The sequence below is a fragment of the Corynebacterium sp. genome (genome assembly GCF_022712275.1).
In the GTDB taxonomy this organism is placed as follows: Bacteria; Actinomycetota; Actinomycetes; order Mycobacteriales; family Mycobacteriaceae; genus Corynebacterium.
In genome coordinates this window covers 31,460-51,108 of the sequence record NZ_JALAGU010000053.1, presented here as the reverse complement: position 1 = coordinate 51,108, position 19,649 = coordinate 31,460, and the positions used below count along the sequence as shown (strand labels likewise).

At 66.8% G+C, this 19,649-nt stretch carries 15 protein-coding genes; 8 read left to right on the top strand and 7 right to left on the bottom strand.

The window, feature by feature from the left end:
* Positions 1 to 48: 48 nt before the first annotated feature.
* The 7 genes from Q0A27_RS13310 to Q0A27_RS13280 all read right to left on the bottom strand — a co-directional run bounded on the left by Q0A27_RS13310 (position 49) and on the right by Q0A27_RS13280 (position 9,375).
* On the bottom strand, positions 49 to 1,203 hold the full coding sequence (locus Q0A27_RS13310; RefSeq protein WP_291476181.1) for a bifunctional 2-methylcitrate synthase/citrate synthase: 1,155 nt from the start codon (positions 1,201 to 1,203) through the stop codon (positions 49 to 51).
* 88 nt (positions 1,204 to 1,291) lie between these two features.
* On the bottom strand, positions 1,292 to 2,215 hold the full coding sequence (prpB, locus tag Q0A27_RS13305; RefSeq protein WP_014009095.1) for a methylisocitrate lyase: 924 nt from the start codon (positions 2,213 to 2,215) through the stop codon (positions 1,292 to 1,294).
* A complete protein-coding gene (locus Q0A27_RS13300; RefSeq protein ID WP_291476327.1) occupies positions 2,215 to 3,729 on the bottom strand; it encodes an MmgE/PrpD family protein in 1,515 nt (504 codons plus the stop codon). The genes prpB and Q0A27_RS13300 overlap by 1 nt, the downstream gene beginning before the upstream one ends.
* Positions 3,730 to 4,151: 422 nt before the next feature.
* Positions 4,152 to 5,819: an ABC transporter ATP-binding protein gene (locus Q0A27_RS13295; protein WP_291476180.1), complete on the bottom strand. Its 1,668-nt coding sequence runs from the start codon at positions 5,817 to 5,819 to the stop codon at positions 4,152 to 4,154.
* A complete protein-coding gene (locus tag Q0A27_RS13290) occupies positions 5,816 to 6,784 on the bottom strand; it encodes an ABC transporter permease (protein WP_291476179.1) in 969 nt (322 codons plus the stop codon). Before Q0A27_RS13290 ends, Q0A27_RS13295 begins: the two co-directional genes overlap by 4 nt.
* Positions 6,777 to 7,703, bottom strand: coding sequence for an ABC transporter permease (locus Q0A27_RS13285; RefSeq protein ID WP_291476178.1), 927 nt, complete (start codon positions 7,701 to 7,703; stop codon positions 6,777 to 6,779). The genes Q0A27_RS13290 and Q0A27_RS13285 overlap by 8 nt, the downstream gene beginning before the upstream one ends.
* A 1-nt stretch (position 7,704) precedes the next feature.
* On the bottom strand, positions 7,705 to 9,375 hold the full coding sequence (locus Q0A27_RS13280) for an ABC transporter substrate-binding protein (protein WP_291476177.1): 1,671 nt from the start codon (positions 9,373 to 9,375) through the stop codon (positions 7,705 to 7,707).
* Between the two features lie 241 nt (positions 9,376 to 9,616).
* Between Q0A27_RS13280 and Q0A27_RS13275 the strand changes: the two genes are divergently transcribed.
* The 8 genes from Q0A27_RS13275 to Q0A27_RS13240 all read left to right on the top strand — a co-directional run bounded on the left by Q0A27_RS13275 (position 9,617) and on the right by Q0A27_RS13240 (position 19,646).
* Positions 9,617 to 10,516: a phosphoribosylaminoimidazolesuccinocarboxamide synthase gene (locus tag Q0A27_RS13275; protein ID WP_291476176.1), complete on the top strand. Its 900-nt coding sequence runs from the start codon at positions 9,617 to 9,619 to the stop codon at positions 10,514 to 10,516.
* Between the two features lie 45 nt (positions 10,517 to 10,561).
* Positions 10,562 to 12,748 carry a S9 family peptidase gene (locus Q0A27_RS13270; protein ID WP_291476175.1) on the top strand — a complete coding sequence of 729 codons (2,187 nt, stop codon included), beginning with the start codon at positions 10,562 to 10,564 and terminating at the stop codon, positions 12,746 to 12,748.
* Positions 12,749 to 12,962: 214 nt separating this feature from the next.
* Positions 12,963 to 14,357, top strand: a complete 1,395-nt coding sequence (locus Q0A27_RS13265) for a cation:dicarboxylase symporter family transporter (protein WP_291476174.1) — start codon at positions 12,963 to 12,965, stop codon at positions 14,355 to 14,357.
* A gap of 175 nt (positions 14,358 to 14,532) precedes the next feature.
* A complete protein-coding gene (gene purS / locus Q0A27_RS13260; RefSeq protein ID WP_291476173.1) occupies positions 14,533 to 14,787 on the top strand; it encodes a phosphoribosylformylglycinamidine synthase subunit PurS in 255 nt (84 codons plus the stop codon).
* The gene (gene purQ, locus Q0A27_RS13255; protein ID WP_291476172.1) at positions 14,787 to 15,458 is read left to right on the top strand and encodes a phosphoribosylformylglycinamidine synthase subunit PurQ; all 672 of its coding nucleotides are present in this window, start codon (positions 14,787 to 14,789) and stop codon (positions 15,456 to 15,458) included. The genes purS and purQ overlap by 1 nt, the downstream gene beginning before the upstream one ends.
* A gap of 27 nt (positions 15,459 to 15,485) precedes the next feature.
* The gene (gene purL / locus Q0A27_RS13250) at positions 15,486 to 17,831 is read left to right on the top strand and encodes a phosphoribosylformylglycinamidine synthase subunit PurL (protein ID WP_291476171.1); all 2,346 of its coding nucleotides are present in this window, start codon (positions 15,486 to 15,488) and stop codon (positions 17,829 to 17,831) included.
* Positions 17,832 to 17,949: 118 nt separating this feature from the next.
* Positions 17,950 to 18,819 carry a hypothetical protein gene (locus Q0A27_RS13245; protein WP_291476170.1) on the top strand — a complete coding sequence of 290 codons (870 nt, stop codon included), beginning with the start codon at positions 17,950 to 17,952 and terminating at the stop codon, positions 18,817 to 18,819.
* A gap of 89 nt (positions 18,820 to 18,908) precedes the next feature.
* Complete coding sequence (locus tag Q0A27_RS13240) at positions 18,909 to 19,646, top strand: hypothetical protein (protein ID WP_291476169.1); 738 nt, start codon at positions 18,909 to 18,911, stop codon at positions 19,644 to 19,646.
* Positions 19,647 to 19,649: the final 3 nt, after the last annotated feature.

The window sequence follows — 19,649 nt, the reverse complement described above, 5'->3', positions numbered from 1 at the left end:
CCCAGGCTACTCAGCCCTGGGAGCCGGACGGTGGAGCAGCGGAGGCGGTCAGGCCTGGACGGACCGCTGGGCCTCGCCGTTGTAGGCGGACAGCGGGCGGATGAGAGCGTTGTTCTCGTTCTGCTCCGCGATGTGGGCGGTCCAGCCGACCACGCGGGCGATCACGAAGATCGGGGTGAAGAAAGGGATGTCGATGCCGAGCATGTAGTAGGTCGGGCCGGCCGGGAAGTCCAGGTTCGGCTGGATGCCGGTGCGCTTGTCCATCGCGGCCTGCATGTTCTCGTACATGTCGACCCATTTCTGGCCGTCGTGGTTGGCGGCGGTGCGGCGCATCGCGGCCTCCATCGACGGGACACGGGAGTCGCCGCGCTTGTACACGCGGTGACCGAAGCCCATGATCTTCTCCTTGTTGTCGGCCTTGTTCAGCACCCACTCCTCGGCCTTGGCCGGGTCGTCGACCTCGAGGAAGTTGTGCATGACGGCCTCGTTGGCGCCACCGTGCAGCGGGCCTTTCAGCGCACCGATCGCACCGGTGACCGCGGAGTAGGTGTCCGCGGTGGTGGACGCGATGACGCGGCCGGTGAAAGTGGACGCGTTGAAGGAGTGCTCGGCGTAGAGGGTGAGGGACTGGTCGAAGGCCTCGACGTCCGCCGGGTGGGTGGCGGGAGAGCCCTCCTCGTCGCCGAAGGCCATGTAGAGGTAGTTCTCCGCGATGGACCGCTCCGGGTCCGGCGCGATGAACTTCTGGCCGCGACGGCGGCGCATGTCCCAGGCGATGACGGTCGGCATCTTCGCCAGCAGGCTCAGGCCGATGCGGCGGACACCGTCGCCGGAGCGGTCGTCGGCCTCGGGGTCCTGGGTGCCGAGCCAGGACGCCGCGGTGCGGCAGACGTCCATCGGGTGACAGTCGGCCGGCAGGTCGGCGATGATGTCGAGCAGGGCCTGCGGGACCTCACGCTGGGAGCGCTCGGTCTTCTCGAAGGCGGCCGTCTGCTCCGCGGTCGGCAGTTCGCCGTTCCACAGCAGGTAGGCGACGTCCTCGAAGGTGCAGTTCGCGACCAGTTCCTGGACCGGGTAGCCACGGTACGTCAGGGAATTGGTCTCCGGGACGACCTTGGACACGGCGGTGTAGTCGACGACGACGCCGGCGAGGCCCTTCTTGATGTCGATGCTCTCTTCGCTCACGGTAGTGGCTCCTCTCATGGAGTGGGGTGGTCCCCCGTTGGGTGTGGTTGTGGTGCCGTGTGCCGGTCAGGCAGCGCTGGTAACTGCCGGCTCCTGCCGGCAGCTGTTACTTGCTGGGGTCGTAGCTCTCGCGGGAGTAGGTGAAGACGCCCTGGTCGAACTCGTTGTACTCGTCGTAACGGAGCAGTTCGTAGAGACGGGAACGGTGCTGCATGCGCTCCAGCCATTCCTTCTGCGTGCCGGTCTCGGCGATGTCGCCGAGCGCTTCCTCGACCTGGCCCATGGCGATACGCAGGGTGGTCACCGGGTAGATCACGGCGTTCATGCCGAGATCCTCCAGCTCCCGGGCGGACAACAGCTCGGACTTGCCGAACTCGGTCATGTTCGCCAGCAGCGGGATGTCCACTGCGGCGCGGAACTTCGCGAACTCCTCCGGGGTGTGCAGGGCCTCGGTGAAGATGAGGTCCGCACCGGCGTCGGCGTAGGCCTTGGCACGCTCGATGGCGGAGTCGATGCCCTCGACTCCGGCGGCGTCGGTCCGGGCGCAGATGACGAACTGGTCGTCGCGGCGCTCTTTCACGGCGGCACCGATGCGGCGGAGCATGACGTCGGTCGGGACGACCTCCTTGCCGTCGAGGTGACCGCAGCGCTTCGGGTTGACCTGGTCTTCGAGGTGGCAGCCGGCGACACCGGCGTCCTCGAACTCCGAGATCGTGCGGGCGGCGGACATCGGCTCACCGAAGCCCGTGTCGGCGTCCACCAGGACCGGCAGGTCAGTGGCGCGGGCGATCTGGCGTGCCCGGCCGGCGACCTCGGTCAGGGTGGTCAGCCCGATGTCCGGCAGGGCCAGATCAGCGGCCACGACGGCACCGGAGACGTAGACGCCCTCGAAGCCTTTCTCCTGGATCGCGCGGGCGACCAGCGGGGAGAACGCACCCGGCAGGCGGGTGATCTCCGAGCCGTTCAGCGACGCGCGGAAAGCCCTGCGACGGTCGGTCGGGGTGACGTTGCTGGAGTACAGGCCCGTCATCAGAGGATGCCCTCGGGGATGGTCGGGGCCTTCGCCAGGACCTCGGGATCGAAGGTGACGGTGAGCTGGTCGAGCTCATCGGCGCCGAGGGACGCGGCGTTGCGGGCGGCCTCCAGGAAGCGCTCCTGCTCCTTCTCGGCGACAAGACCGTCGGCCAGCTTGCGGAACTTGCCCTCGTACTGGGAGCGGTCGAAGGGGTGCTCGCCCAGCGGGTGGGCGTTGGCGACGGCCAGCTCGTCCTCGATGACGGTGCCGTCCTTGAGGGTGACGACAGCCTTGGCGCCGAAGGCCTTCACCTGCGGGTCGTTGGAGTGGTAGCGACGGGTCCACTCCGGGTCCTCGACGGTGGAGATCTTGTTCCACAGCTCGATGGTGGACGCGGTGTGGGCGCGGTCCGGGGAGTAGGAGGTGTTGTAGTCCCACACGCCGTCCTCGAGGGCCACGGCGAAGATGTACATCACCGAGTGGTCGAGGGTCTCGCGGGAGGCGTCCGGATCGAACTTCTGCGGGTCGTTCGCACCGGTACCGATGACGTAGTGGGTGTGGTGGCTGGTGTGCAGCACGATCGACTCGATGTCGTCGAGACTGCTGATCTGGCTGCGCAGGCGGAAGGCCAGGTCGATCGGGGCCTGGGACTGGTACTCCGCGGAGTGCTCCTTGGTGTAGGTGTCCAGGATGCCGCGCTTGCCCTCACCGGCGGCGGGCAGCGGCACGGTGTATTCGGCGTCCTTGCCGTCGAGCATCCAGGCGATGAAGCCGTCCTCACCCTCCCAGATCGGGGCCGGGGCACCCTCGCCGCGCAGTGCGCGGTCGACGGACTCGATGGCCATCTTGCCGGCGAAGGCCGGGGCGAAGGCCTTCCAGGAGCTGATCAGGCCCTTGCGGGACTGACGGGTGGCGGTGGTGGTGTGGAGAGCCTGGCCGATGGCCTGGTAGATGGTCTCCGGGTCCAGCTTGAGCATCGCGCCGATACCGGCGGCGACCGACGGGCCGAGGTGGGCGACGTGGTCGATCTTGTGCTCGTGGAGGCAGATGCCCTTGACCAGGTCGACCTGGATCTCGTAGCCGGTGACGATACCGCGGATGAGGTCCTCACCGGTGAGGCCCTTGGCGGCGGCCTGACGCTGGGCGACGGCCAGGATCGGCGGGATGTTGTCGCCGGGGTGGGAGTACTCGGCGGCGAGGAAGGTGTCGTGGTAGTCCAGCTCACGGACAGCAACGCCGTTGGCCAGCGCGGCCCACTCGGGGGCGAAGGTGCCGGGGACACCGAAGACGGTGGAACCGGGGGTCTGCGGGCGGGACAGGGCCTGGGAGCGGGCGGTGCTCGGCGGGCGACGCAGCACGGAGGCGACAGCGACGGAGGCGTTGTCGATGATGCGGTTCACGGCCATATCCGCCGACTCGGTCGGCACGGCCACCGGGTCAGCGGCGACCTGTGCGATCTTCCACGCGAGGTGTTCGCTCTTGGGGAAGTCTTCGGCGGACGGACGGACGCGGACGATGTGGTTCTCCACGGAGGGAATCTCCTTTGTGACAGTGGACACAGGATGTGATGTGGGTCCCACTATTCCATCTGACCCGGAGAAAATGTTCACGAAAGTAATTGCGGGGGTGACGCGTTCGTCACACTTTGTGGTGTGACGCGGTTGCTCACACACTTTCGTGGGTGAATGGTGATGTGGAGTGGAATCTGCAACTGTGCAGGTGAGGAGGGTCCTGTGGGGCGTCCTGGGGTGACCGTGGCGAGGATTCCGGGTCGATCTGGCGGTTTTCTGCCGTTGGGGGTGGTGGAGTCACGGTGAGTTGTGTATGTGGTGTGACTGGCGTCCGGGGGTGCACGCCGGTGGCCCGGTGAGAGTCCCCGCGCTGCCGGTGCGACCCGACCGGTTGGTCAGGGTGGCTGATTCCACCCTCCCGAGTCGCACCTGGCGCGGCACTACCCCTGGTACAGCGGCAACGTGCCACCCGGGATCGACTCGATGAGTCGACGGGTGTACTCCTGCTCCGGGTTGTCGAACAGGGCGTCCGTCTCCCCGCGCTCGACGATCCGACCGGACTTCATGACCAGCGTCTCGTCGGCGATCTGCTTGACCACCGCGAGATCATGGGTGATGAAGAGGTAGGTCAGCCCCATCTCGTCCTGCAGGTCGTTGAGCAGCGAGAGCACCTGTGACTGCACCAGCACGTCGAGCGCACTGACCGCCTCGTCGAGGATCAGCGCCTCCGGGCCCAGCGCCAGCGCACGGGCGATCGCGACACGCTGACGCTGACCGCCGGAAAGCTCCCCGGGGTAGCGGGACAGCATCGACGACGGCATGGCCACCAGGTCCAGCAGTTCGCGGACACGGGCCTCCTGCTCCTTCTTCGAGCCGACCTTGTGGATCTTCAGCGGCTCGGCGATGGTGTTGAACACCGAGTACATCGGATCGACCGACCCGTAGGGGTTCTGGAACACCGGCTGGACGCGGCGTCGGAACGCCAGCTCACCGGCCCTGTCCAGGTGGGTGACGTCGGTGCCGTCGAAGGAAACCGTTCCACTGGTCGGCTCCAACAGGCCGAGCACCATCTGCGCGACCGTGGACTTGCCCGAGCCGGACTCGCCGACGAGCGCGAGAGTGCGGCCCTCGCGCAGGAAGAAGTTCACGTCCTCGGCGGCGGTGAAGTCCTTCTTCCGCCACGGCCTGTCACCGGGGACCTGGTAGATCTTCGTCAGACCGGAGACCTCGATGAGGTTGGGGGACGCCTCTTCAGCGTCCTCCCCGGAATCCCGGAGGGGTTCCTCGATGTCAAGGTCGATACGACGCGCGGCGACCGACGGGGCGGACGCCACAAGCTTCTGCGTGTACGGGTGCTGCGGATTCTGCAGGATCTCCAGCGACGGGCCGGCCTCCACGATCCGGCCCTGGCTCATGACGATGATGCGCTGGGCGCGTTCGGCGGCCAGGCCGAGGTCGTGGGTGATCAGCAGCACCGCGGTGCCGAGCTCCTCGGTCAGCCCCTGGAGGTGGTCGAGGATCTGCTGCTGGACCGTCACGTCGAGAGCGGAGGTCGGCTCGTCGGCGATGAGCAGTTTCGGACGCGCCGCCAGGCCGCAGCCGATGAGCGCACGCTGACGCTGACCGCCGGAGAACTGGTGCGGGAACTGGTTGATCCGGCGGTCGGCTTCGGTGAGCCCGGCCTCCTCCATGAGCTCGACGGCCCGGTCGTGGGCTGCGGAGCCGGAGGCGACGTTGTTGGCCTTCAGCGCCTCCTTGATGTGGTGGCCGACGCTCCACACCGGGTTGAGGTTGCTCATCGGGTCCTGGGGGACCAGACCGACCTCGGAACCACGGATTCCGGTGAACTCACGCTCGGAGAGATGGGTGATGTCCCGGCCGTCGAAGGTGATGGTGCCGTCGGTGACGTGGCCGCCACCGGGCAGCAGTCCCATGATGCTCATCGCGGTGGTGGACTTGCCCGAGCCGGACTCACCCACCACGGCGACGGTCTCGCCGGGCCAGATGTCGAAGTTGACGTCGAAGACCGTCGGCAGCGGGTTCTTCCGCGTACCGAAGGCGATGTCGACGTTACGCAGGGAGAGCAGAGGAGAGGTTGCGTCACTCATCGGGTGCGCTCCTTCGGGTCGAGGGCGTCCTTGAGGGTGTCGCCGAGCAGGATGAATCCCAGCACGGTGATTGCCAGCGCGCCCGCCGGGTAGAACAGGATCTCCGGGGCGACACGCAGCGTGGATTGCGCGGTGGAGATGTCGTTGCCCCAGGAGACGGTCTCCGGGGGAAGACCGATGCCCAGGTAGGAAAGTGTCGCCTCGGCGACGATGTAGATGCCCAGGTTGGTCGTCGTCATCACGATGATCGGTGCCAGGCAGTTCGGCAGGATGTGACGTACGAGGATGCCGATCTTCGACAGGCCCAGGGCACGGGACGCCTGGACGTAGTCGTTGTTCTTCGTCTGCATCACCGCGCCACGGACCATGCGGGCCATCTGCGGCCAGCCGAACAGCGACAGCACCAGGACCACGGTCCAGGTGGTGCGCACGTCGAAGGCCTGCATCAGCACGATGCCGGCGAGCAGCAGCGGGATGGCGAAGAAGATGTCGGTGAGGCGGGAGAGGACGGCGTCCACCCAGCCCCCGAAGTAGCCGGCGGTCGCGCCGACGACGATGCCCAGGACGGTCACGGCCAGCGTCGTGAGGACGCCGGTCGCGATGGACGCACGGGCGCCGTAGATGGTGCGGGCGTAGACGTCGTACCCCTGCTGGGTGAAGCCGAAGGGATGGCCGGAGCGGGCACCCTCGAGGGAGTCCTCGAGGTCGGCGGCCCGCGGGTCGGTCCCGGAGAACAGGCCCGGAAACAGGGCTACCAGGAGAACCAGGGCGATGATGACGACGGAGACCCAGAACATGGGTCGGCGTCGCAGATTCACCCAGGCAGATCCCCAGATGCCGCGGGGTGCTGCATCGGGCAGCAGCTGGTCACGGGTCAGGACGTCATCGGTCTCGACCTCGGCGACCCAACGACCGTCGCGGTCGAGGGGAGTGGGGCGTGTGTTCTTGTGCGTGGACTCAGGCATAGCGGATCCTCGGGTCGAGCAGGGCGTAGAGAAGGTCGATGATGAGGTTGGAGAGTACGAAGATGATCACCAGGACGGTGACCACGGAGACCACCGTCGGGGACTCCCCGAGCTTCACCGCCTCGAAGAGCAGTCCGCCGACGCCGTGGATATTGAAGATGCCCTCGGTGACGATCGCGCCGCCGAGCAGGGCGGCGAAGTCGGCGCCGATGAATGTGACGACCGGGATGAGCGAGTTGCGCAGCACGTGGGCCGCGATGACCTTCGGTCGGGACAGGCCACGGGCCGAGGCGGTGCGGACGTAGTCGGCACGTAGGTTCTGCGCGACCTCGGAGCGGGTCAGCCTCAACACATAGGCGAAGGAGACGAGCCCCAGTACGAAGGCGGGCAACAGCAGTCTCGTGAAGGAGCCGTGGGAGCCGACGGTCGGTGGGACGATGCCCCACTGGATACCGAAGAGGAATTGGCCGACGAAGCCGAGCACGAAGACCGGGATGGCGATGATGATCAGGGAGACGACCAGGAGGGTCGAATCGAACCAGCCGCCCTTCTTCAGGCCGGCGACGACACCGAAGCCGACACCGAAGACGGTCTCGATGACCAGTGCCATCAGCGCCAGCCGGATGGTGATCGGGAAGGCCTCGGCGAGCACCGTGGTGACCTCGCGTCCGGAGAAGGTGAGGCCCAGATCGCCCTGGAAGATGCCGCCGAGGTACATGAAGTACTGGACGATGAAGGGCTTGTCGAGGTGGTACTGCTCGCGGATGGAGTCCAGCACCGCGGGGTCGGCGGCCTTGTCGCCTGCCAGGGCCAGTACGGGGTCACCGGGGGTGAGGAAGACCATCGCGTAGATGAGGAAAGTGGCCCCGAGGAAGACGGGGATGAGCTGGAGGAGTCGTTTACCGAGATACCACCACATGTCAGTTCACATCCTTGGTGATCTCGGTGTACACGGGCATGCCGAGCCAGCCGGACTCGACGTTCTGGAGATCCGGGTTCCAGGCGGTGGACGCGGCGTAGTACCACAGCGGAATCTGGGGCAGGTCCTGCATGAGGATCTCCTGCGCGCTGTTGTAGATCGGCTGCGCCTCTTCGGGACTGGACTGTGCCGCAGCCTCGGCGAGGAGCTCGTCGAAATCCTTGTTGGAGTAGCCGCCGTCATTGGCGGAATCCCCGGTGCGGTAGTTCGAGACGAGGAAGGACGCGATTGACGGGTAATCGGCGTTCCAGCCGGACCGGAAGGCCGCGCCGACGGTGCCGTTGACCACGTCGTCACGCATGGCCTTGAACGTGGGGTAGGCCTTGCCGGTGGCGTCGATGCCCAGGTTCTGGCGGATGCTGTTGGTCACCGCCTCGACCCACTGCTGGTGGCCGCCGTCGGAGTTGTAGGCGATCTGGAACTTCTGACCACCCCACGGGTTGATCTTGTTCGCCTCCTCCCACAGCTCCTTGGCCTTCTCCGGCTGGTAGGTCAGGACCTCCTTGCCCTCGATGTCCGGCAGACCGCCGGCCAGGGTCGGGGCGCCGAAGTCTTCGGCGATCTGGCGGGCGCCGAAGTACACCTTGTCGATGATCAGCTGCCGGTCGATGGACATGGAGATCGCCGCGCGACGCAGGCGTCCCTCCTCGTCCGTGGCGAAGCCGGGAAGGTTCTCCGGGATCGTGAAGTTCTGGATCGCGGCGTAGGGCCTGTCGTCGTGCGAGTCCGGGAAGTCCTCGGTGTAGGTGGGGTACGCCTCGGGGGAGACCGCCTCACGCATGTGGTCGAGGTCGCCGGACTGCAGGTCGGCGTAGGCGGTGTTCAGTGAGGAGTACATGAGGAAGGCGATGCCCGGGTTCTTCGGGGCGTCCTCCCCGGGGTAGTCCGGGTTGGCCTTCAGCGATATGGCGATGTTGTGCTGCCAGGCGTCCTGCCCGCCCATCATGTACGGGCCGTTGCCGATGGGGTGCTCGCCGAAGCCCTTGGGGTCGTCGAAGAAGACCGAGGGAAGCGGGACGAAGGCGGAGTAGCCGAGCAGCAGGGGGAAGGTCGAGTCAGGCGCGGAGAGCGTGACGGTGAACTCCGTGTCGCTGATCTTCGTCAGACCGGACATGGTGTCCGCGGTCGCGCCGACGGTGTTGCCGTCCTCGTCGGTGGTGCCGGCCACCTCGTCGTAACCCTTGATCGGCGCGAAGAAGGCGGACTGCAGCTGGGCGTTGGCCGGGTCAACGGCCCAGTTCCAGGCGTCGATGAAGGAGTCCGAGGTGATCTTCTCGCCGTTGGTGAAGCTCCAGTCCCGCAGCTTGATGCGGAAAGAGGTGGAGTTACTGTTCGGGGTGATCGATTCAGCGACCGCGTTCCGTGCTTCGCCCTCCGGGGTGTAGCGGGCGAGGCCGGTGAAGAGGTTCTCGATCACCTGGCCACCGTTGACTTCCTGGGTGTTGGTCGGGATCAGCGGGTTCTGCGGCTCACCGCCGAAGAAGGTGATGTAGTCGTCCGGCACTTTGGAGGTGTCGTTCATGCAGGCGGTGAGGCCGAAGACCACGGCAACGCTGGTGAGCAGTGCCGTGATGAGGCGGGGTATGTGACCGGGGAGCCTGGTGCGGCCCATGTCGGTGCCTTTCGTCAGAAGGGGTAGGGGACCCGGGCCGATGGAGACGGTCAGGGACAACTGGTTGCTGGATCACGGTGACCGGGGTCATGAGATCCGGACCACAGATACTTTAGAGTTACCAGGGATACACCGGGTATTCATCCGGAAGAACCCCCGGCGTCGGCGGTGTGGGGTCTGTCGCCCGGCTGTGGGGTGGTCGCGTGGAGATCGGCTGCGCGGCGGGCTAGACTTTGCCCCCATGCGACCTGACTTGTCCGAGTACACGCACTTTTCCGCAGGTAAGGTGCGCGAGATCTACGAGATCGACGACGCCACCCTCCTCATGGTGGCCACCGACCGGATCTCCGCCTACGATTTCGTCCTGGACACGGACATCCCTGACAAGGGACGCGTCCTCACCGCGATGAGCGATTTCTTCTTCGCGGCCCTGGACTTCCCGAACCACCTCGCGGGTTCCGCCGATGACGAGCGGATCCCGGAGAAGGTCCTCGGCCGGGCGATGGTCTGCCGCAAGCTGGAGATGCTCCCCTTCGAGTGCGTCGTCCGCGGCTACCTGACCGGTTCCGGGCTCAAGGAGTACCGGGAGAACGGCACCGTCTGCGGTGTCGAGCTGCCCGAGGGGCTCACCGAGGCCTCCAGGCTGCCGGAGCCGATCTTCACCCCGGCGACGAAGGCCGAGATCGGTGACCATGACGAGAACGTCTCCTTTGACCGGGTCGTCGCCGACCTGGGTCAGGAGCGCGCCGAGGAACTGCGCGCGGCGTCCATCAGGATCTACAGCCAGGCTGCGGCCGTCGCCGCCGAGCACGGCATCATCCTCGCCGACACGAAGTTCGAGTTCGGTCTGGACGCCGAGGGCAACCTGGTCCTCGGCGACGAGGTCCTCACCCCGGACTCCTCCCGCTACTGGCCCGCGGACACCTACGAGGAGGGCAAGGTCCAGCCCAGCTTCGACAAGCAGTATGTGCGCAACTGGCTGACCGGGCCGAAGTCCGGCTGGGACATCAAGTCCCAGACCCCGCCGCCGGAGCTGCCCGGCTCGGTCGTCGAAGCCACCCGCGAGCGCTACATCGAGGCCTACGAGCGGATCTCGGGGAACCGCTTCGCCGACTGGATCGGCACCTGCGCGGGGTACTGAGCCCGCCGCGGCCCGCACCACACGTCGCGGCTACGATCGGGCGTCATGGATTCAGACACTCCTATGCCCGCGACCGTGGCGGCTCTTCCTCCGGTCGCCGCGAAGATCCCGCACATCCGCACCTTCCACGGCCGTGAGTTCCGGGATGACTACGAATGGCTCCGGGAGAAGGACAACCCGGCGGTCCGGGAGTACCTGGAGGCGGAGAACGCCTTCACCGACTCCCGCACTTCGCACCTCAAACCGCTGGAGGACGCCATCTTCGGCGAGGTGAAGGAGCGTGTCCGCGAGACCGACATGTCCCTGCCGGTCCGCGCCGGACGCTACTGGTACTTCTCGCGCACCGAGGAGGGCAAGAGCTACGGCATCTCCAGCCGCATCCCCGTCAATGACGCCGCCCCGTGGACCCCACCGGAGATCGTGCCGGGGGAACCGGCACCGAACGAGGAGGTCATCCTCGACAGCAATGAGCTCGCCGAGGGTCATGAGTTCTTCAGCCTGGGCGCGGCGAGCGTGACAGTCGACGGCCGCTACCTCGCGTACTCCGTGGACCTGGCCGGTGATGAGCGCTTCGATCTGCGGATCAAGGATCTCAGCACGGGGGAACTGCTGGCCGACGAGATCCCCGGCGTCGCCTACGGTGCGACCTGGGTCGGCGACGACTATCTCTTCTACCAGCGGGTGGATGAGGCCTGGCGTCCTCACGAGGTGTGGCGCCACCATGTCGGTAGCCCGGTCAGTGAGGACGTCTGCATCTTCCGTGAGGAGGACGAGCACTACTGGGTGGGGGTCGGGGTGACCCGTTCCGAGCGGTTCCTGCTGGTCTCTGCGGCCTCGAAGACCACCAGTGAATCCTGGTACCTGGACCTCGGTACCGACGGGGAGAATGCCGACGGTGAGCTGTCCTGCATCCGACCGCGGGAACAGGGCGTGCAGTACGACGTCGACCATGCGGTCGTCGGCGGCGAGGACCACTGGCTGGTGCTCCATGACTCCCTCGACAAGCGTCCCAACGGCGAGCTGGGACGCTGCCCGGTCGGCCCGATCGATGACCTGGACGCGTTGACGGTCATGGTGGAGCACCGCGACGACCGTCGGGTCGAGGGTGTCGACGTTTTCGCCGACCACATCGTGCTCTCCACCCGCGACAACGCCATCGAGAAGCTCTCGCTGATGATGCTCGGCGGTAGCGACGACGAGGACGCCACGGGTTGGGGCACCTTTGAGCCCGTCGCCTTCGACGAGGAGCTGTACTCCGCCGGCAGCACCGGGAACGCGGAGTGGGAGTCCCCGGTGCTGCGGGTCAGCTACACCAGCTACGTCACCCCGGGGCAGGTGTGGGAGATCGACCTGGCGTCCGGTGGGCGGACGCTGCGCAAGCAGCAGGAGGTCCTCGGTGACGTGGACCTGTCGCAGTACACGGCGTCCCGCCGGTGGGTGAGGGCGACCGACGGTGCGGACATCCCGGTCTCGCTGATCCACCGCACCGATGTGCCGCTGGACCGGGTCAACCCGGTGCTGCTCTACGGCTACGGCTCCTATGAGGCGTGCATGGACCCGTACTTCTCGGTGTTCCGGCTGTCGATGCTGGACCGCGGTGTGGTCTACGCCGTCGCGCACGTCCGTGGTGGCGGCGAGATGGGTCGCATCTGGTACGAGCAGGGCAAGGAGTTGCAGAAGAAGACGACCTTCACCGACTTCATCGACGTCGCCGACAACCTCATCGCCGCCGGGATGACTACTCCGGAGCGGATGGTGGCCGAAGGCGGGTCCGCCGGCGGCCTGCTCATGGGTGCGGTGGCGAACATGGCCCCGGACCGGTTCGTCGGTATCGAGGCTGTGGTGCCTTTCGTGGATCCGCTGACCTCAATGCTCATGCCGGAGCTGCCGCTGACTGTCACCGAGTGGGAGGAGTGGGGCGATCCGTTCCACGATGCCGGGGTCTACGACTACATGGCGACCTATGCGCCCTACGAGAACGTGACGACTCAGAAGTACCCGTCGATCCTCGCGGTGAGCGGCTTCAACGACACCCGCGTGCTCTACGTGGAGCCGAGCAAGTGGGTGGCGAAGCTGCGGGAGACCGCCGCGCCGGAGTCCGGGGAGATCCTGCTGAAGACGGACATGTCCTCCGGGCACGGGGGAGTGTCCGGACGCTACGCCAAGTGGCACCAGACCTCTTTCGAGATCGCCTGGGAACTGGACCTGATGGGTGCCACCGAACGTCTCTGAGGAGCTGCCTGAATCACCCCCGGTGCCTGTCTGGCGGACACCGGGTCCCACGGTCTGACCACTTTGTAACCGTATACTGGGACAACAGTGTGAGTGAATAAAGTTCACGTGAACTGGTGTGATCGTCCCCATACATGAACGGCGGGGGGAGCGGTACGGAATCGCTGAAAAACCTTTTGGAGCGGGGGTCGGTCGGGGGTAGATTCTTGCGACTATGAGCAGTCAAGAGTCTTCGGCGGCAGTGAAGCCGAAGAAGAAGATCAACAAGAGCCAGTGGCTCTACATCACCGTCATCATCGCGATTGTCGCGGGCGTCATCCTGGGCCTCGTCGCCCCGGGCGTGGCATCGAACGTCAAGTTCCTCGGAACGATGTTCGTGAACCTGATCAAGATGATGATCGCGCCGATCATCTTCTGCACCATCGTCGTCGGCGTCGGCCACGTCCGTGAAGCGGCGACAGTGGGTAAGGCCGGCGGCATGGCCCTGGTCTATTTCATCATCATGTCGACCTTCGCCCTGGCCATCGGCCTGGTCGTGGGCAATCTCCTTGACCCGGGCAACGGTCTGAGCATCAACCCGGGAGGCTCCGACAAGTACCCCGCGGGCGAGCAGAAGAGTGACGGTGTCCAGGGGATCATCGAGGAGATCATCCCGGACACCATGGTCTCCTCCCTGACCTCCGGTGAGATCCTGCAGGCCCTGTTCGTCGCTCTGCTCGTCGGTTTCGCGGTCCAGGCCATGCCGAACAAGGTCGCCGGTCCGGTGCTCTACGCCGTCGAGCTCGGTCAGCAGGTCGTCTTCAAGGTGATGGCCATGGTGCTGTGGGTCGCTCCGGTCGGTGCCTTCGGTGCGATGGCCGGTGTCGTCGGCGAGACCGGTATGGACGCCGTCTGGAGCCTGATGAAACTCATGCTCGCGTTCTGGATCACCTGCATCCTCTTCATCACGATTGTGCTGGGCACGATGCTCAAGACCGTGACCGGCCTCAGCATCTTCAAGCTGCTGCGCTACCTCGGCAGCGAGTACCTGCTCATCTTCGGTACTTCGTCCTCGGAGTCCGCGCTGCCGCAGCTCATCGACAAGATGGGATTCGCCGGGGTGGACAAGTCCACCGTCGGTATCGTCGTGCCGACCGGCTACTCCTTCAACCTTGACGGCACCGCGATCTACCTGACCATGTCCTCGATCTTCATCGCCGAGGCGATGGACATGCCCATGAGTATCGGCGAGCAGGTCAGCCTCATGGTCATCATGATCATCGCCTCCAAGGGTGCTGCAGGTGTCTCCGGTGCAGGTATCGCGACCCTGGCCGCGGGTCTGCAGGCACACGAGCCGCAGATGCTCTCCGGCGTGGACACGATCCTCGGCATCGACAAGTTCATGTCCGAGGCCCGTTCGCTGACCAACTTCACCGGTAACGCTGTCGCCACCTTCCTCGTCGGCAAGTGGACGAAGTCCATCGACATCCAGCGTGCCCACGATGTCCTCGACCGCAAGGTGGAGTACACCTCGGGTGAGGTCGCGGAGCAGACGCCGGTCGAGGCCTTCGTCGGCGCCAACCCACAGCCGGCGGTCCAGGAGCCCCAGACCGAGATCTGGAAGCCCTGACCTGACCCGCAGGATGACCTGCAGGATGACCCGCTGAGCCGGGGCCGCCCCCGCCGTCCCGTGACCCCGCGGGAGCAGGGGACGGTCCCGGTTCGCTCTGTCCGGGTCAACCGGTAAGGTTGTGCCTGTTCAGCAACCCCGACCAGCAACCGCTGACTTTATGGAGAGAATCACCGTGGCCCGAGTCGTTGTCAATGTCATGCCGAAGGCGGAGATCCTGGACCCCCAGGGCCAGGCCGTCGTCCGAGCCCTGGGACGCATCGGCGTCAGCGGTGTCGCTGACGTCCGCCAGGGCAAGCGCTTCGAGCTCGAGGTCGACGGCACCGTGACCGCCGGGGACCTCGACCGGATCGCCGCCACGCTGCTGGCGAACACCGTCATCGAGGACTACGAGGTCGTCACCGCCGAGCTCGCCGGGGAGAACAAGTAATGGCAGCCCGTATCGGTGTCATCACCTTCCCCGGCACCCTGGACGACGTCGACGCAGCCCGCGCCGTGACCATCGCCGGTGCCGAGGCCGTGAGCCTCTGGCATGCGGACGCCGACCTCAAGGACGTCGACGCGGTCGTCGTCCCCGGCGGCTTCTCCTACGGTGACTACCTGCGTTCCGGCGCCATCGCCGCCCAGGCGCCCGTCATGCGCTCCGTCATCGAGCGTGCGAACGCCGGCATGCCCGTTCTGGGCATCTGCAACGGCTTCCAGATCCTCACCGAGGCCGGCCTGCTCCCCGGTGCCCTGACCCGCAACCAGGGTCTGCACTTCCACTGCACGGACGCCTGGCTCGAGGTCGCCAACAACTCCACCGCCTGGACCACCGGTTTCGACGAGGGCCAGAAGATCCTCATCCCGTCGAAGCACGGTGAGGGACGCTTCCAGGCGTCCGCCGAGACCGTCACCGAGCTGGAGGCCGAGGGCCGCGTGGTCTTCCGCTACACCGACAACGTCAACGGTTCGGTCAACGGTATCGCCGGTGTCGGCTCCGCCGACGGTCGCGTCGTCGGCCTCATGCCGCACCCCGAGCACGCCGTGGAGACTCTCACCGGCCCGTCGCTCGACGGCCTGCAGCTGTTCCTGTCCGCCGTCGGCTCCGTCGCCGCCTGATCCGCCGCGTCTTCGCAAGGGAGAACAATGACCGTCCACAACGACACCGTCGCCAACGCCGTAGCCACCCCGGATCTTGAGCAGCCCTGGGCTGAACTCGGCCTCAAGGAGGACGAGTACGGCCGCATCCGGCATATCCTCGGACGCCGCCCCACCGCCGCGGAGCTCGCCATGTACTCCGTGATGTGGTCTGAGCACTGCTCCTACAAGTCCTCCAAGACCCACCTGCGCTACTTCGGTGAGACCACCACCGAGGAGATGCAGTCCAAGATGCTCGCCGGCATCGGCGAGAACGCCGGCGTCATCGACATCGGGGACGGCAACGCCGTCACCTTCAAGGTGGAGTCCCACAACCACCCGTCCTACGTCGAGCCCTACCAGGGTGCGGCCACCGGTGTCGGCGGCATCGTCCGCGACATCATGGCCATGGGTGCCCGCCCGGTCGCCGTCATGGACCAGCTGCGCTTCGGTGCTGCGGACGCCCCGGACACCCAGCGCGTCCTGCCGGGTGTCGTCGCCGGTGTCGGTGGCTACGGCAACTGCCTCGGCCTGCCGAACCTCGGCGGTGAGACCGTCTTTGACCCCTCCTACGCCGGTAACCCGCTGGTCAACGCCCTGTGCGTCGGTACTCTCAAGAGCGATGACCTGAAGCTCGCCTTCGCCTCCGGCGTCGGCAACCGTGTCATCCTCTTCGGCTCCCGCACCGGCCTCGACGGTATCGGCGGCGTGTCCGTGCTCGCCTCCGACACCTTCGAGGAAGGCGCCGAGCGCAAGCTCCCCGCTGTCCAGGTCGGCGACCCCTTCGCCGAGAAGGTGCTCATCGAGTGCTGCCTCGACCTGTACAACGCCGGCGTCGTCGTCGGTATCCAGGACCTCGGCGGTGCCGGTCTGTCCTGCGCCACCTCCGAGCTTGCCGCCGCCGGTGACGGCGGCATGCACATCAACCTCGACAACGTGCACCTGCGTGCCGAGAACATGTCGGCCGCGGACATCCTCTCCTCGGAGTCCCAGGAGCGCATGATGGCTGTCGTCGCGCCCGAGCACGTCGACGCCTTCATGGAGATCTGTGCGAAGTGGGAGGTCATCGCCTCCGACCTCGGCGAGGTCACCGACGGCGACCATCTCGTGATCGAGCACCAGGGCGAGATCGTCGTCGACGCAGACGCGTCCTCCATGGCGGATGAGGGTCCGGTCTACGAGCGTCCCTACGCGAAGCCGGATACCCAGGATGCCCTGAACGAGACCCCTGACCTTGCCCGCCCGGCCTCCGCCGACGAGCTGCGTCAGACCGTGCTCGATCTCGCAGCGTCCCCCGCACTCTGTTCCCGCGCGTACATCACCGAGCAGTACGACCGCTACGTCCGTGGTAATACTGTCCTGGCGAAGGATGCCGACGGTGGCGTCCTGCGTATTGACGAAAAGACCGGACGAGGCATCGCCGTGGCCACCGACGCCTCCGGCCGGTACACGAAGCTGGATCCGAACACCGGCGCCCGCCTGGCGCTGGCCGAGGCGTTCCGCAACGTCTCCGTCACCGGTGCGACCCCGGTCGCCCTGTCCAACTGCCTGAACTTCGGCTCCCCGGAGGACGCCGGCGTGATGTGGCAGTTCCGCGAGGCCGTCCACGGTCTGGCTGACGGTGCCGCTGAGCTCGGCATCCCGGTCACCGGCGGCAACGTCTCCTTCTACAACCAGACCGGTTCCGAACCGATCCTGCCGACCCCGGTCATCGCCGTGCTCGGCACCATCGATGACGTCGCCACCCGCATCCCGGCCCAGGCACCGGCAGGGGAGTACACCCTGCTGCTGGCCGGCAAGGCCACCGCCGACGAGCTCGGTGGGTCGATCTGGCAGCAGGTCGTCCATGCAACGCTGGCCGGTGTGCCGCCGCAGGTCGACCTCGCTGACGAACAGAAGCTGGGCGCGGCACTGTCCGCACTGCGCGGTACCGTCGCCTCCGCCCACGACCTCTCCGAGGGTGGCCTGTCCCAGGCACTTGTCGAGTTCGCTGTCCAGGCCGGCGCCGCCGTGTCCGTCGACCCGACGGCTGCGCTCGCTGCCGCCACCGGTGATGCCGTGGCGGACACCTTCACCGCACTGTTCTCCGAGACCGCGTCCCGCGTCCTCGTCGCCGTCGCCGCCGACAAGGCGGGGGAGGCGGAGTCAGTCTTCGCCGCCAACGGTGTGCCCGTGGTCACCCTCGGTAAGGCCGTTGTCTCCGGCGACGCCGCTGACGTCGAGGGCCAGGTCATCGAGGTGACCTCTGAGGGTGCGTCCTTCACCCTGCCGGTCGCCGAGGTGAAGGCCGCGTGGGAGGGCACCCTGCCGGGCCTGTTCAGCCACGCCGTCGGAGCGAACTCCGTGATCGACTAGACCCGCTGACGGGGATACTTCCCCGCGGCACTGCTCCGTGTCCGCCGCGTCGGCTATCGTCGCGGGGGACACGGTGTTCTCCTGTCGAAAACACCACGGATTCAAAGGAGCGCGCGCCATGGGCCACTACGACCTCTACTCCTCACTCGGTCTGGACCGGTGGGCCCCACCGGACGCCCTCGCCGCCGAACTGGACCGGCGCATCGCCTGGGCACAGACCGGGAACCCCTCGGCTCTCGACGAACTGCACTGTGCCCGGGCGATCCTCGGGGACCCCGGTCGCCGCACCACCTACGACCGGATGCTCGACAACCCCGCCGGCCCACCGGTCACCACCGACACCCTGCGACAGCTCGCGGCGTCCGCCCCCGGTGGCGGGTCCTCGGGTTCCCCGGGTTCCTCGGGAGGAAGCGGCGCCCTGCGGATCCTCGTGCCGGTCGTCGCCCTGCTGGTCGGTCTCGGGCTCGGTGCCGGGGCAGTGGCCCTGTTCGCGGGCGACGACGGGGACTCCGGACAGGCCATCTCCACCGGCGACCGCGAAGAGGCCGAGTCGCTGACGCAGGAGTTCATCGTGCTGGACAGCAGGGACGCGGCGCTCGACTGGGCGGAGGACCACTTCGACCGACGGGTCCGCAACGAGCTCATCGAGGAACTCGGCGCCAGCGGCAGCCTGCGGGACTTCACGGGAATGGAGGACCTCTTCGGGGGTACGGGTCTGGCCACCGGCCCCGCCACCGAGTTCAGTTCGGTCGTCGCCTACGAGGCCATAGCCTCGGGGATTTCCATGCAGGACGCCCTCGACTCCCTGTCCAGTGAGCAGAACTTCGGGACCGGGGAGATGGGCTCCTCTCTGATGGTCCCCGTCCTTGACCGCAGCGACCGGGCTCTCGGGTTCGTGGTCTTCATCGACGACGGGGGCGACTACCGGGTCGCAGGGTTCGTGGCCACGGGAGCGGTGACGGACTCCGGCTACGGGTGGGACGCCTGATCCCCCGCACCACCTCCGATGACCGGATCAGGGTGAGAACTTTGTTAGTTTATGGGGAGTGAAAGTCAGCGTGGAATGAGGAGACACCCGTGCCAGAGAACCCGTGGGCCAGAGCGGACAGCGGCGAGACCCGGCAATGGGTGCCCGCCACCCCGCAGGGTTCCACCGGTCCGCAGCGATCCGGGGGAGGGAACGGCGGCCTGGTCATCGCGATCATCGCCGCCGTCCTCGCTGTCGCCCTGCTCATCGGCGTGCTCATCTGGCTCTTCACCAGTGGCGGCGATGACAACGACGACAACGCCTCCCCCACGACTCCGCAGTTCAGCGGGGCACCGACGGTCACCGAGACGGTGACCGCGGCCCCTGCCCCCGAACCTGCGCAGCCGGAGCCGACAGCCGCCGCACCGGACAGCGGAAGCGACGGCAGCAGCAACGGCAACGGTGGCAGCAGCTCCGGCAGTTCGGGCAGCGGTTCCCTGCCCTCGGGGCTCACCGACAGTGGGTGGACCGGCTACTCCAACGCCACCTGCAACGGCAGCGACACCTGGGTCTACGCCGGCGGCAACGACTCCACCAAGGTCGTCATCTGCCGGGCGACGGCCCGGGACGGTTCCTCGCTCGGTCTCTACTACCGCGGTCACGCCGGTGGACAGGGCCTGGAGCGGGACGTGGACATGAGTTCCGCCGACATCGCCGCCGGCCACTTCGAGATCCCCGCGAACCCGGCGAAGTTCGTCATCGACGGTGACGAGATGGAGGTCTACGAGAACAACAGTCTCAGGAAGACCCACACCTTCAGCGTGGCCCGCGTCAGGACCTCCGCCTAGAAC